This is a genomic window from Paractinoplanes brasiliensis (assembly GCF_004362215.1).
Lineage (GTDB): Bacteria > Actinomycetota > Actinomycetes > Mycobacteriales > Micromonosporaceae > Actinoplanes > Actinoplanes brasiliensis.
On sequence record NZ_SNWR01000001.1, the window covers coordinates 3,752,928 to 3,765,132 of the forward strand.

The following is a 12,205-nucleotide window of genomic DNA, read 5'->3' on the forward strand; positions in this document are numbered from 1 at the left end:
CGACCTCGACCACGGTGCAGGCCTTGCTCGCGCGCGCCGACAACTGAAGATCCACGACAAGCCTCCGGTCTCCCCCGTTGACCACCCCCCTTTTATCTAACCCGGAAGTGGCGGCGTCAATCACGAGAGCCGCGGTTCTGCCGCAGGTGAAGGGTGGCACGCCGGTAACCTTGCCGAAATCATCTTAGTCATTAAGATAACCGCATGGGCATATCGACAGGCCTCTCAGTGGCCATTTCCGGCGCGGGCCTTTCCGGCCTCTGTCTCGCCCAATACCTGATGCGCGCCGGCATCGACGTGCACGTCTACGAGCGAGATCCGGGTCCCTTCATCCGGCAGCAGGGCTACCGGATCATCCTCGACCGGCACGGACTCGAGGCCCTGCAGGAAAGCCTGCCCCGTCCGCTGTATCGGCTGGCGCTGGCCACCGGCGACGAGCCCGGCGGGCACCTGCGCTTCACCGACAGACGGCTGCGGAACGCGTTCACCATCAACTTCAAGGACGAGCCCCACGCGACCCGGCAGGTCGACCGGCTGACCCTGCGCTCGATCCTCATGGCCGGGCTCGACGGGCGCATCCACTACAACAAGGCTGCCGTCGCGGTGGACGACCACGGCCGGGGCGGGTTGCGGCTGCGGTTCGGCGACGGTTCGGCCGTCGACGCGAGCGTCGTGGTGGGCGCGGACGGCGTCGGCTCGGCCCTGCGTGCGCAGCTCGCGCCGGACGCCCGTCCCGCGAACACTCCGATGGCGGGCGTCTACGGCCGATCTGCCCTGCGGCAGAACGGGGCCGGCGTCATCCCGGAATCGCTGCGGACGAGCGGGGTTCTGGCCATCGCCAACGAGCCGGGCCGGGCCTTCTTCTTCACCTCGATGCGGTTCGGCGAGAGCCCGCAAGAGGCGTTCGCGCGCCTGGCCCCGGGCAGCTATGCGCCCATCGCCGACGACTACGTCATGTGGGGGTTGCTGTTGCAGCAGGAAGAAGTGCCCATGGGCGTACGGGGAAACCTGCTGGCGATGCGGGAACTGGCCGCCCGCCGGAGCGCCGACTTCCACCCGCTGATCCGCCGGCTGGTCGAGACGGCCGAGCTGGACGCCACCGTGCTCAACCTTTTCGCCACCGGCCGGCGTCCACGCCAGTGGGCGGTGCCGCGGGCGACTCTGATGGGCGACGCCGTGCACGTCATGCCGCCGTTCGGTGCGCAGGGCGGCAACACCGCACTCCGCGACGCTGCTCTGCTCGGCCAGAGACTCGTCGAGGCCCGCCGCAACGGCACGTCGATCGAGGAGGCGATCGCCGACTATCAGGACGAGATGCTGCCGTACGCGTTCCGCGCCGTGGACACCGCTGCCGGGCTGATGCGCCGCCTCACCGGGGGCGCGGCCGCACCGCACTGGGTGCTGACCCGCGTGTTACCTCGGCTGCACCGGGTCACCGTGCCGGAGGCATGATTGCGGGCATGCTCCACGAGCCGGCCCGTACGTCCGCGATCGCCGGCCTGATGCGCGCCGGACGGGAGACCTCGCGGCTGTCCGTGGTGTTCCGCTATGCCATCGCCAACCGGCTGGGCCTCACGGTGAGCGACCTGGAGTGCCTCGACTTCCTCGCGGACGTCGGATCGGCCACCGCCGGGCAGGTCGCCGAGCGCACCAACCTCACCACCGGCGCAGTGACCAGCATGCTGCGCCGGCTCCAGCAGGCGGGATGGGTCACGGCCGAACGCGATCCGGCCGACCGGCGGCGGGTGATCGTCACTTTGCGGCCGGAGCGGGCCGCCGAACTGGAGAAGCCGTACGAGGGATTCGCCGAGCGCGCCGGCCGGCTCGTCGAGGGTTACAGCGCCGACGAGGTCGAGTTGCTGGTCCGGCACCACGCCCGCCTGCAGGCGATGTATCTGGCCGAACTCGACAGGCTGAGTGGCGCGGACGCCGACGGCCCGGCGATCACGCCGGGCCGTACTGCGGATCAGTGATCAGGGAAGGTCGATCGGGCGCAGGACGCGGTCGATGCCGTGGGCGATCTGACGGTTGCCCTTGTTGATGTCGAAGCGGTTGACGCGCGGGTTGCGGTCGGTGCGGTCGGCGTCGATCAGCGCGATCCGCTTGTGCCAGCGCGGCCCGTACACGTCAACTTTGATCTTCGAGCCGGCCGCGGTCGCCAGCTTCGCTTTGTCGGACTTGAGGGCCGCCTTCTTGGTGACGGTGGCACCCGGAACGACGTGGTAGAGCAGCACCGACTCGACGGTGTCGATGCCGAGACCGGCCACCGCGGTGAACGCCTTCTTCTCGCCCGGCAGCCTCTTGGACTTGGTGATGTCCTTGACGAGCAGCTGGAACGCGCGGTCGTTGGGGAGGAAGGCGGTCAGGGCGGTCTTGCCGTCGGCGAGCACGGCGACCTTGCTCTTCGGCTTGGCCTTGAGCACGGCCTGCACGGCGGCCGTCAGGATGTCGTAGTCATGACCGTTGTGGTCGAAGCCGCTCTTGTCGGCGGTGAGCACCGCGGCGAGAGACTTGGTCTTGAGCGGCTTCTTGCCGGCGGCCTGCGCGGGCGCGGCACCCAAGGCGGAGGCGACGAGCGCGGCTGTGACGACAGCGGCGGCCTGCTTGCCGAGACGGTTGAACCTCATCTTCGAGCCTCTTTCCGATCTGTACGGGGTGTGGCTCCGACAGCCACACCCGTACTTCGCTCGGCCCGCCCGGGATGGATGCAGTTCTCCGTGAGTGTCGCAGGTCACCCTGCAGTCGGCCTGGCAACCCGGGTGGATGAAACGGGGCGAAAGCCCATAAATAGGTGCTTAAGCAGATCTTACGGTGCTGTGGTGACTACCAATCAGGATCGTCGCGCCGGATGGTCTGTCGCTGTGGCCCTGGTGGGGCTGCTTGCGTTCACCGCCACCGCCGCGCACGCCCAACCGCGAACCACCTCCGCCGGGCAGGCCGACACCGCCCGCTCCCGCAGCGTCGTCCCGGGGGCGTCCGGCCAGATCGCCGTACGCCCGGACGGAAAAGTCTTCGCCACCGTGAGCAAGGAAACCGTCCGGCAGTGGAAGACGGCGAACGGTCACCGGGGCGGGCCCGTGCTCGCCGTCGACGCCGGGCCGATCAACTCCATCGCCTACAGCGCCGACGGGCAACTGCTGGCGGTGGCGGGCAACCGCGAAGTGTCGCTGTGGGACCCCACCACGGGGCAGCAGGCCCGGCCGCCGCTGACCGAGCACACCGGGCCGGTGCGGTCGGTGGCCTTCAGCCCGGCCGGGCTGCTGATGGCCACGGCCAGTGACGACGGATCCGTGCGGGTGTGGGACGCCACCACCGGGGACCTGCTGCGCACGCTGACCGGACACCCCGGCGGGGTACGGTTCGTCGTGTTCAGCCCGGACGGCGAGCGCCTGGCCAGTGCCGGCGCCGGCGACGACAACACCGTACGGCTGTGGTGGGCCGGCACCGGCCTGCCCATCGGCTCGCCGCTGCGGGTCACCCCGGGCCCGGTGTACGCCGTGACCTTCAACCCCACCGGGCGGCTCCTGGCAGCGTCCGGCGGCGGGAGGACCGTACGGGTATGGAACGCGGCCACCGGTGCGCCCGTGGGTAAATCCCTCACCAGCAGCACCGCGCCCGTGTACGCCCTCACCTACAGCCGCGGCGGCAGGATGCTGGCCACCTCGTCGGGCGGGAACAACACCGTGCAGCTGTGGAACATGGCGACCCGTAAGGCGGCCACCGAGCCCCTCACCGGGCACACCGGCCCCGTACGGGCGATGCGGTTCGACCCGAGCGGAAAACTGCTGGTCACCGGCAGTGACGACGGGTCCGTACGGGTGTGGAACGCCACCACCGGAAACCAGAAGGGCAAGGCGCTGCTCGGGCACACCGGTGCGGTCTGGGCGGTTCGTGTCACGCCGGACGGCAAACGCCTGATCTCGGCCGGCGCCGACAACAAGGCCCGGATCTGGCGGATCAAAGCCAAACCGGCGGCCTGACCTGGGAGCCCGCGCGCTGTTTCCCCGCAGCGCGCGGGCAGCTTCCCGGCCACGTTGATAGGTTGCCTGCGTGGGTCATGTCCGGGCAGCGCTCTACCTCGACTTCGACAACGTGTTCGGCGGGCTCTATCGGCTTGACCCGGAAGCGGCTGTCCAGTTCGCCAGCGACCCGGGCGGCTGGCTGCGCCGGATGTCCGTGACGGCCACGTCCGAGGCGCCCCGGCGGTGGCTGGTGCTGCGCTGCTACCTCAACCCGGCGGGCTGGGTGCACCACACCGACGCGGCCGGCGAGCAGACCCGGCTGTTCTTCTCCAAGTTCCGGCCGTGGTTCGTGCGGGCCGGTTTCGACGTGATCGACTGCCCGCGCTACAGCGGCACGAAAAACGCGGCCGACATCCGCATCGTGGTGGACGCCGTCGACGCGTTGTCCGCCGACACCCGGTACGACGAATTCGTCATCGCGTCCGGTGACTCCGACATGACACCCCTGTTGCAGCGGCTGCGGCGCTCCGACCGCCGTACGATGATCGTCTCGCCGGCCGACGCAGCCGAGGCGTTCACGTCGATCGCCGATCACGTGCTCGACAGCCAGCAACTGCTGGAGCTGGTGCAGGGCGAACCGGTCGAGCTGGACGAGGAGTTCCCGGTCGACACCGCGCAGGGCGGGGAGGCGTACGAGACGTTCCGTGAGGTGGTGTCGGCCGAGTACACCGCCGCCACCGAGCCGCTGAACATGGCGTCCCTGGCCGCCCGGGTGCGAACCCAGCTCGGGCAGTCGATCACCGACAGCAACTGGTTCGGGTTCGGCAGCTTCGCCCGCGCGGTGGCCGGTCTCAAACTGCCCGAACTGCGCATGTCACAGCTCTTCCTGTGGGACGAGACCCGCCACGACGCCCCCGAACCGGGCGCGACCACGGTGCAGGGTCCCGCCCAGCCCGAACCCGTCGAGCGTCTGGCCGCGCAGCTCGACCTGCCACGGCTGCCCCAGAAGTGGTGGCCGGCGATCTACGAGACGCTGGCGGCGTACGTGGAGTCGCACCGCTTCAACCTGACCCAGTGCACGAGCTGGTCCCGTGATCGGCTGCGTGACCAGGGAGTTCCGGTGAGCCGGGGAGCGGTCGCCTTCGTCGTACGCGGCTCGGCGTTCGGGGGCTGCCCGCTGTTCCGCCTGCCCCCGCCCACGGCGGCCGAGATCGGGGCGGCCTTCGTCGACAACGTGCTCAGCCGCGCCGAGTCCATCGACATGACCTTCACCGACGAGGAAAGCACCACCGTACGGGGATGGCTCCTCGACAAATAGCACTTGGCCATCGTGACCTAAGAACGAAGCCAGGGTTCAATCACGGCGACGGGCGCGAGGGGCAGGGCGGCGATCGGTCGCTCGACGGCATCGATCTGATACCCGTCGTCCTCTTCGTAGATGCGCGCTCGTGTGCGTGCGCCGTGAGGATCCACCAGCCAGAACGCACTGGGCGGAAGCGGGATCTCTTTGTAGGCCACGACAGTCTTCAGCCGAGCGGCGAGAAATGCCACAGCGACTGTCGTCGGCGGCGTCTTCACGACCGCATCCGTGAAATAGATGTCGAGGTGCCAGGAGAGGTCGCCGATCAGCGGCGTCACGGTGCAGCTGACCGGCGCGGCCCAGTTGCGGTCATCCTGCCCGTCGTCGCCGATGTCGACCTCGCTTTCCGTGAGGTCGGTCAGGGCGGCGGCGAGTACTTCCCGGTTCAGCGCGCCGACCAGGTAGAAGATGTAGCCGTCGTTCACCACGTCTTCGCCCAGTCGGGTGGCGGGACGACCTTGAGGCCCGGCTCGCCGGGGATGGGCTCCAGCGCGTACAGGATGGTCAGGTCGTCGTTGTCGGGGTCCGTCATCACGCGGCCGAAGCTTCCGTCGGCGGCGACCAGGAACCAGTAGTCGGGTGCCGGGCTGCCCTCGTCGAGCAGCGCACGGGTGCGAGCGATCCGGCAGACGGCCTGGGCCAGCTCGAGCGGCGTCGCGCGGGTCAGCTCCTGAAGCTTCTCGCCGGCGGACAGCTCGTGACCGAATGGACCGTCCGCGGGGGTGATGAGGGCGACCGGCTGAGGGCCGGGGTGCGAGCTGAGTCGCTCGTAAGGACCTATGTAGACCAGCTCGGGCGTGATGTTGTAAACCGTGTGCAGCGCCTGGCGCAGCGCTTCGGCAGGGGTGCTGCTGTCGAAGTAGATGCCGTACGTCATGCGCCACCTCGGTAGTTCTTGTGGTGTTGGAAGACCTCGAGGGCTATTGTCCAGTCCGCCTCGCTCACGCTCGGATCTCGGCGTAAGGCTTCGCGGGTCGCGGCGATGTCCCCGTCGTTGCCGATCAAGTTCTTGAGGACCTTGTACGGGGAACGTTCGAGCCGGACGAAGCCCGGTCCTTCGATCGGGAAGGTCGTCCCCCCGGGCTCGACACCGTAGGTGCGGCCGTTGACCCGATATTGGTTGGTCACCGAATCCCACGTGCCGCGGCCCGCGGAGATGTCCGCCAGGTCGCCGGCGACATCGGTGCCGGGAAGCACGATGGTGTTCTTGTCCTTGCTGCGGCTGTTGAGCTTGACGCTGTTGAGGTTGTGGCGCAGCGCGTTGGGCGGTCGCAGCGGAGTGGTGGCCGCCGGCCCGCCCACCGCACCTGATCCGCCGACATTCGCCCGCGCTCGCGCGCCGAGGTGGCCGTCCTGGGCTTTGCCTGTTACCTGGGCCTGGGCGGCCGCGATGCTGGGGGCGTCACCGCCGTCGGGGCCGCCTGTGGTGTGGCGGCGGGGTGGGGGTGGGTCGCCGCCGTCGCCGCCGCCCGGGGAGTGGGGGCGGGGCCGGGCCGGCATCGCGGGTCCTCCGTGGAGTCGTGGGCGGTCCAGCGTCAGGTTAGCGAGCCCTGTCCAGCGTCAATGTCTAAAGTTTGTTTACAAAAACTATTGACCGGACCTGGCGACATTTGCTTTTGTCGATGTATCGCGCGCGCCCTCTGTCCCGGCGCTCGAAAGGTTCCGCCATGAAGAGAAGACGTCTGGTGACGCTGCTGGCTGCGCTCGCCCTGGGTGTGGTCGGCGCGGTAGCGCCGATGACGGCATCCCAAGCGGCCGCCGCGTGCGTGACCCCCTACAACAACAGCGCCGTCTACACCGGCGGCATGACCGCGTCGTACAACGGCCGCAACTGGACCGCCAAGTGGTGGACCCAGGGTGAGGCGCCGAGCACCGGCGGCTCGAACGTCTGGCAGGACAACGGCGCCTGTGACGGCAACAGCGGCGGTGGCGGCGGCACCCCCAACTGCAACTACCCGAACTGGGTGGCCGGGCAGTACTACGCCGCGGGCGCGATCGTCCGCTACACCAACGGGCAGTACTACCAGGCCAGTCACGAGAACCCGGGGTACGACCCGGTCATCAGCACCTGGTACTGGTCGCCCTACACCTGCAGCGGCGGCGGTGGTGGCGGCAACAACGGCGGCGGGTTCGTGGTCAGCGAGGCCCAGTTCAACTCGATGTTCCCGGGGCGGAACGGCTTCTACACGTACGCCGGCCTGGTCGACGCCATGCGGAAGTTCCCCGCCTTCGCCACGTCGGGCAGCGACACCGTCAAGAAGCAGGAGGCCGCGGCCTTCCTGGCCAACGTCGGGCACGAGACCGGCGGCCTGGTCTACATCGACGAGATCAACCAGGCCAACTGGCCGCACTACTGCGACTGGTCCCAGCCGTACGGGTGCCCGGCCGGTCAGTCGGCGTACCACGGTCGCGGGCCGATCCAGCTGAGCTGGAACTTCAACTATTACGCGGCGGGCAACGCGCTCGGCGTCGACCTGCTCAACAACCCGAACCTGGTCGCCACGAACTCGTCGATCTCGTGGCAGACCGGCCTCTGGTACTGGATGACCGGCACCGGCGCCGCTGGCACCACCTCGCACAACGCGATGGTCAACGGCAACGGGTTCGGCACCACGATCCGCGCCATCAACAGCATCGAGTGCAACGGCGCCAACCCGGCCCAGGTGCAGAGCCGGGTCAACAATTACACCCGGTTCGCCGGCCTCCTCGGCGTTCCCACGGGCGGCAACCTGACCTGCTGACCACCCCCGGATGGACGGTGCCGCCGGTAGTTCCGGGCCGGCGGCGCTCGCCCTTTTCTGACGTTTCGCGGTCATCCGGCGTCGCGGCTCGACCGGCGCGAGCGAGGCCGCCGAGAGAGCATCACCGGGGTGGCGCAGGCGGCCTGCCAGGTGACCTCGGGCGCCACCGAGACCCAGCAGACCGCCTCCGAGTTGGCGCGGACGGCCGCCGACCTGCAGGGCACGGTGGCGACGTGCCGTCTCAGCTGAGGATGTGCACGAGGCCGACCACGGTGGCCACCACGACGGCGGCCCGGAGCAGCCAGAAGGCGTGGTCGACGAGGAGCCGCAGGACCGGGACGGCGGTGGTCAGCACCGCGGCCAGGGTCAGGGCGCAGGCGGAGGAGTAGACGGTCAGTTCGGTGCGGGTGGCTTCCGCCGCGGGGACCGCCTCGGCGGTGGCGGCGAAGACGAGCAGGGCGATCGCGAACATCAGGCACCGAGCCAGGTCCCGACGCGGGTCGGGGCGGCGCCTGCGGGTGGCGGTCGGGTGAGTTCGGCCGGCTGTCAGTCGAGAGACCTCTAGGTTCATCTCGCGCCCCCTGAACTTCAGGAAACTTCAATGAAGGCCAGGCTATGTCAGAGGCGTGACGTGAATCCCCGTTCAATCACGTTCTCGGCACAGTTTGTACGGCGGGGAATTTCCCGTAGCGCAACGTTGTGGTCTGGATCTAAACTTCGGCGGCGTTCCCTGAAGTTCAGTGAAGGGTGCGACCTCATGGAATCGGCAGAGCGGCCCGAAACACGTCTGGCGCGACGTCTGCGTGCGCTCCGCCATCAGCACTGGCCCGGCCTACGCATCACCCAGCAGCAGGTGGCCGAGGCGCTGGGCGGCGGGGCCCCGTTGAGCCTGTCGCTCATCTCGTCGTGGGAGTCCACCCACAAGCCGGTCGTGCCCCCGGTGCACCGCCTCGCGCAGTACGCGTTGTTCTTCGCCAGCCGCCGGACGGTCGAGTCGAAGCCGGCCCGGCTGCTCGACGAGCATGCGCTCACCGAGGAGGAACGGGTCATGCGCGAGGGCCTGCACACCGAGCTGCTCAGTCTGCGGTCCTTCGACGACGCTCCCGACGAGGCCGGGGCGTACGGCTCCCGCCAGGTCACGCTGGCCGGCCCGGGCGACGACACGATCGGCGGCGGCACGTGGTTCTTCCCCGATCAGCGGCCCATCATCATCGTCGGCGGCAGCCTGCCGAAACGATTCCGGGAACGCATGCCCTATACGGATGTGAAGGACCCTGACTACGTACGGTCATTCAGTCTCGCCGATTTGGATGCGCTCATCGAGCTCCATGGACATATCCGGGCCGTGAATCCGGCCGCTGAGGTGCGCATTCTCAAGTCCGAGGAGATGGGCGAGGACGACTTCACGTCGCACCTTGTGCTGATCGGCGGGGTCGACTTCAACTCCGTCAATCGTGACGTCACACAGCGGCTTGACCTGCCGATTCGTCAGCAGATGCGTCCCAGCGACTCCGATTCGGGCTTTTTCTCGGCGGCCGACGGAACAACCTTCGAACCGGTCCTCGATCAGGGGAACGGCAGTCTCATCGAAGATGTCGCCTATTTCTTTCGGGGAAAAAGCCCGTACAATGCTCGCCGGACCGTAACGTTGTGTAATGGGCAATACGGTCGCGGAACCTATGGCGCGGTTCGTGCGTTGACCGACGCGAGGTTTCGGGACCGGAACGAAGAGTTTGTCCGGAATCGTTTCTCGGGCGCGCAGGCCTTCAGCATCCTGATGCGGGTCCGGATCAATCCGAACGGAGCTGCGGTGACGCCCGACTGGACCCAGGCGGAGAACCGGCTGCACGAGTGGCCGGCCGACGGTGAGGCGTGAGCGAGGGCGCCCATCATCTGTCGCACCGGGGCCTGATCAGTTCGTCGGCCCCGGGCGACCTCGGGGCACCCGTCGACGCGATCATCGTGCCGAGCGCCCGCTACGAGGTGTCGCTGCGTGAGGCGGCCCGGCTGGCCGCCGAGCTGAAGTGCGTGCTGCTGGTCCTCTCCAGCAAGAGCTCCAAGGCGCGGGACGTCGCCGATTTCCTGCGGGACGTCGAGGCCGAGGTCATCGCCGTCGACTTCCCCGAGGAACCGGTGGCCAAGCTGCCGGTGCTCGAGACCTCCACCATCCTCAACAAGTCACGGTTGCGACGGCGTACGGACACGAGCGCCAAGAGGAACCTGGGGCTGGTGTTCGCCCGGATGGCCGGCTGGAAGCGTGTGGTCTTCCTCGACGACGACATCGTGGTGCCCGATGCCAACGACCTCCGCCGCGCGGTCGCCCTGCTCGGCGCCTGCGACGCCGTGGGCCTGCGCATCGACGGCTTCCCCGACAACTCCGTGGTCTGTCACGCCAACAGGGACACGGGCGCCCTGCAAGACACGTTTCTCGGTGGTGGGGCGATGGCGGTGGCGGCGGATCGCATCGACTCGTTCTTCCCCGAGATCTACAACGAGGACTGGTTCTTCCTCGTCGACGACACGACGCTGCGACCGGTCGGCCAGGCGGGCCTGGCCCTGCAGAAGGCCTACGACCCGTACGCGAATCCGGAGCGGGCACGCGACGAGGAGTTCGGCGATGTGCTGGCCGAAGGGCTTTTCGCGCTGTTCGACGACGGCGGCAAGATCGGCGATGCGACCCTGGGCTACTGGAAGGGCTTCCTGGAAGCCCGTCTCGCGTTGATCAACACGATCAAGCAGCGGTGCGGAACCGACCCGGACCGCGAACCGATGCGGACATCGCTCGTCGCGGCAAGCGGCCGGCTGCAGATCATCACCCCGAAGGACTGCGTCGTCTACATCGGAGCGTGGCAGCGCGACCGCGAGGCCTGGCGACGGTTCATCCGCGGCATCCGGCCGATCCGCCGGACGGACGACCCGATCGCGGAGGCGCTCAAACGGCTCAAGCTGGAGCGGGTCAGTCCGTCGGATCAGCCCCCGTCAACGCCGGCGCCAGGAGGGCGACGAGCAGTGCTAACGGGAGCAGGGTGAGCATCGCGGCGCCCAGCCCGGTGGCGTGGGCCAGCCACCCGATGCCCAGCGGTCCGAAGACGCTGGCGCTGTAGCCGACCGCGGTCATCCCGGCGACCGCTGACGACGTCGCCGCGTCACCGGCCGCGCTCAGGGCAGCCGGGAACACCCAGCAGATGCCGACGCCCCAGCCCAGCGCGCCGATGAAGGCCCACGGTCCGGCATCCGCGAACACCACCAGGACGATGCTGATGCCCGCGGCGATCGCCCCGGTCCGGACGACCCCGGTCGCCCCGATGTGGCGATGTGGGCGCTCGGCGAAGAGCCGCCCGGCCGCCATGGCCGTGACGAACAAGGTGTAGCCGAGGGCGGCGCCGGTGTGGGACAGGCCGCGCTCCTGGTTGAGGAACACGGCGAGCCAGTCGCCGGCCGCGCCCTCGACGATCGCACCACAAAAGATCAGCACCCCGATCGGCAGGAGTCGCCGCAAGGGCCACCGCTGCCGGGTTCGCGGCTCCTCTAGGCGACCGACCACATCCTCGCCGAACGAGCGGAGGCTGAGCGCGCACAGCACAGCCGCGAGCGTGGCGGCCACGGCCAGATGCGGCAGCAGCGGGACGGAGAAACGGGCAGCCGCGAGGCCCAGCCCCGCGCCGGTCATGGAGCCGACGCTCCACCAGCCGTGGAAACGGCTCATCAGGTGTTTGTCGAGGCGGGTCTCGACGGCGTGGCCCTGCACGTTCATGCCGGCGTCCCAGGCGCCACTGCCGATACCCATGACCAGCAGCGTCATGGCCAGCACGGGGGTGGACCGGCTGAGCGCGATCGCGAGCAGCGACACCAGCGTGACGGCGAACCCGAAGGCGAGCACCCGGCGGCTGCCGAAGCGATCGCAGGCCGCGCCGGTGAGCAGCATGGCGGTCAGGGTGCCGAGGCCGAGCATCACGAGCGCGGCGCCGAAGCGTACGAAATTGGCCTGGGTCTGCTCGAGAACCGGCGGCAGCCTGGACATCCAGGACGCCTGTGTGGCGCCGCTGAGGGCAAACACCAGACTCACGCCACGAGCGGCCCGCACCAGTCACCCCCGTCGATGACTCTAACGGGGGCTACTACAAGTCGCTGATCACGCGAGT

Annotated in this window: 13 protein-coding genes; 7 read left to right on the forward strand and 6 right to left on the reverse strand. The window is 68.8% G+C overall.

Translation table 11 applies throughout. The features are described 5' to 3' along the window. The first annotated feature begins 204 nt into the window (after positions 1–204). A complete protein-coding gene (locus tag C8E87_RS16780) occupies positions 205–1,452 on the forward strand; it encodes an FAD-dependent oxidoreductase (protein WP_133873966.1) in 1,248 nt (415 codons plus the stop codon). A gap of 8 nt (positions 1,453–1,460) precedes the next feature. Next, positions 1,461–1,973 carry a MarR family transcriptional regulator gene (locus C8E87_RS16785; RefSeq protein WP_239080217.1) on the forward strand — a complete coding sequence of 171 codons (513 nt, stop codon included), beginning with the start codon at positions 1,461–1,463 and terminating at the stop codon, positions 1,971–1,973. On the opposite strand, the gene C8E87_RS16790 is transcribed toward C8E87_RS16785, so the two are convergent. Next, positions 1,974–2,627: a fasciclin domain-containing protein gene (locus tag C8E87_RS16790; RefSeq protein WP_133873968.1), complete on the reverse strand. Its 654-nt coding sequence runs from the start codon at positions 2,625–2,627 to the stop codon at positions 1,974–1,976. 192 nt (positions 2,628–2,819) lie between these two features. On the opposite strand from C8E87_RS16790, the gene C8E87_RS16795 reads away from it, so the two are divergent. Both C8E87_RS16795 and C8E87_RS16800 read left to right on the forward strand, forming a co-directional pair. Then, positions 2,820–3,980, forward strand: coding sequence for a WD40 repeat domain-containing protein (locus tag C8E87_RS16795; RefSeq protein ID WP_239080216.1), 1,161 nt, complete (start codon positions 2,820–2,822; stop codon positions 3,978–3,980). A gap of 70 nt (positions 3,981–4,050) precedes the next feature. Beyond that, a complete protein-coding gene (locus C8E87_RS16800) occupies positions 4,051–5,280 on the forward strand; it encodes an NYN domain-containing protein (protein WP_133873969.1) in 1,230 nt (409 codons plus the stop codon). 17 nt (positions 5,281–5,297) lie between these two features. On the opposite strand, the gene C8E87_RS16805 is transcribed toward C8E87_RS16800, so the two are convergent. The 3 genes from C8E87_RS16805 to C8E87_RS16815 are packed head-to-tail and all read right to left on the reverse strand — an operon-like array spanning position 5,298 to position 6,822. After that, positions 5,298–5,747: a hypothetical protein gene (locus tag C8E87_RS16805; protein ID WP_133873970.1), complete on the reverse strand. Its 450-nt coding sequence runs from the start codon at positions 5,745–5,747 to the stop codon at positions 5,298–5,300. Continuing rightward, on the reverse strand, positions 5,744–6,199 hold the full coding sequence (locus C8E87_RS16810) for a hypothetical protein (protein ID WP_133873971.1): 456 nt from the start codon (positions 6,197–6,199) through the stop codon (positions 5,744–5,746). The genes C8E87_RS16805 and C8E87_RS16810 overlap by 4 nt, the downstream gene beginning before the upstream one ends. After that, entirely contained in the window at positions 6,196–6,822 is a 627-nt protein-coding gene (locus tag C8E87_RS16815) for a hypothetical protein (protein ID WP_133873972.1), read from the reverse strand. The genes C8E87_RS16810 and C8E87_RS16815 overlap by 4 nt, the downstream gene beginning before the upstream one ends. Before the next feature lie 167 nt (positions 6,823–6,989). On the opposite strand from C8E87_RS16815, the gene C8E87_RS16820 reads away from it, so the two are divergent. After that, positions 6,990–8,063, forward strand: a complete 1,074-nt coding sequence (locus tag C8E87_RS16820; RefSeq protein WP_133873973.1) for a glycoside hydrolase family 19 protein — start codon at positions 6,990–6,992, stop codon at positions 8,061–8,063. 241 nt (positions 8,064–8,304) lie between these two features. Here the strand turns inward: C8E87_RS16820 and C8E87_RS16825 are convergent, their stop codons facing one another. Next, on the reverse strand, positions 8,305–8,535 hold the full coding sequence (locus tag C8E87_RS16825; protein ID WP_133873974.1) for a hypothetical protein: 231 nt from the start codon (positions 8,533–8,535) through the stop codon (positions 8,305–8,307). A 285-nt stretch (positions 8,536–8,820) separates the two neighbouring features. Between C8E87_RS16825 and C8E87_RS16830 the strand changes: the two genes are divergently transcribed. Then, entirely contained in the window at positions 8,821–9,939 is a 1,119-nt protein-coding gene (locus tag C8E87_RS16830; protein WP_133873975.1) for a helix-turn-helix domain-containing protein, read from the forward strand. Continuing rightward, positions 9,936–11,093 (forward strand): hypothetical protein, encoded by a 1,158-nt coding sequence (locus C8E87_RS16835; protein ID WP_133873976.1) that lies wholly within the window; start codon positions 9,936–9,938, stop codon positions 11,091–11,093. The genes C8E87_RS16830 and C8E87_RS16835 overlap by 4 nt, the downstream gene beginning before the upstream one ends. Here the strand turns inward: C8E87_RS16835 and C8E87_RS16840 are convergent. After that, positions 11,020–12,129 (reverse strand): MFS transporter, encoded by a 1,110-nt coding sequence (locus C8E87_RS16840; protein WP_133873977.1) that lies wholly within the window; start codon positions 12,127–12,129, stop codon positions 11,020–11,022. The genes C8E87_RS16835 and C8E87_RS16840 overlap by 74 nt on opposite strands. Between the last annotated feature and the right edge of the window lie 76 nt (positions 12,130–12,205).

Excerpts from the sequence above, each read along its gene's own strand:
- C8E87_RS16780 (WP_133873966.1), top strand. The coding sequence starts at position 205 with ATGGGCATATCGACAGGCCTCTCAGTGGCCATTTCCGGCGCGGGCCTT.
- C8E87_RS16785 (WP_239080217.1), top strand. The coding sequence starts at position 1,461 with ATGCTCCACGAGCCGGCCCGTACGTCCGCGATCGCCGGCCTGATGCGC.
- C8E87_RS16790 (WP_133873968.1), bottom strand. The coding sequence starts at position 2,627 with ATGAGGTTCAACCGTCTCGGCAAGCAGGCCGCCGCTGTCGTCACAGCC.
- C8E87_RS16810 (WP_133873971.1), bottom strand. The coding sequence starts at position 6,199 with ATGACGTACGGCATCTACTTCGACAGCAGCACCCCTGCCGAAGCGCTG.
- C8E87_RS16815 (WP_133873972.1), bottom strand. The coding sequence starts at position 6,822 with ATGCCGGCCCGGCCCCGCCCCCACTCCCCGGGCGGCGGCGACGGCGGC.
- C8E87_RS16820 (WP_133873973.1), top strand. The coding sequence starts at position 6,990 with ATGAAGAGAAGACGTCTGGTGACGCTGCTGGCTGCGCTCGCCCTGGGT.
- C8E87_RS16825 (WP_133873974.1), bottom strand. The coding sequence starts at position 8,535 with ATGTTCGCGATCGCCCTGCTCGTCTTCGCCGCCACCGCCGAGGCGGTC.
- C8E87_RS16830 (WP_133873975.1), top strand. The coding sequence starts at position 8,821 with ATGGAATCGGCAGAGCGGCCCGAAACACGTCTGGCGCGACGTCTGCGT.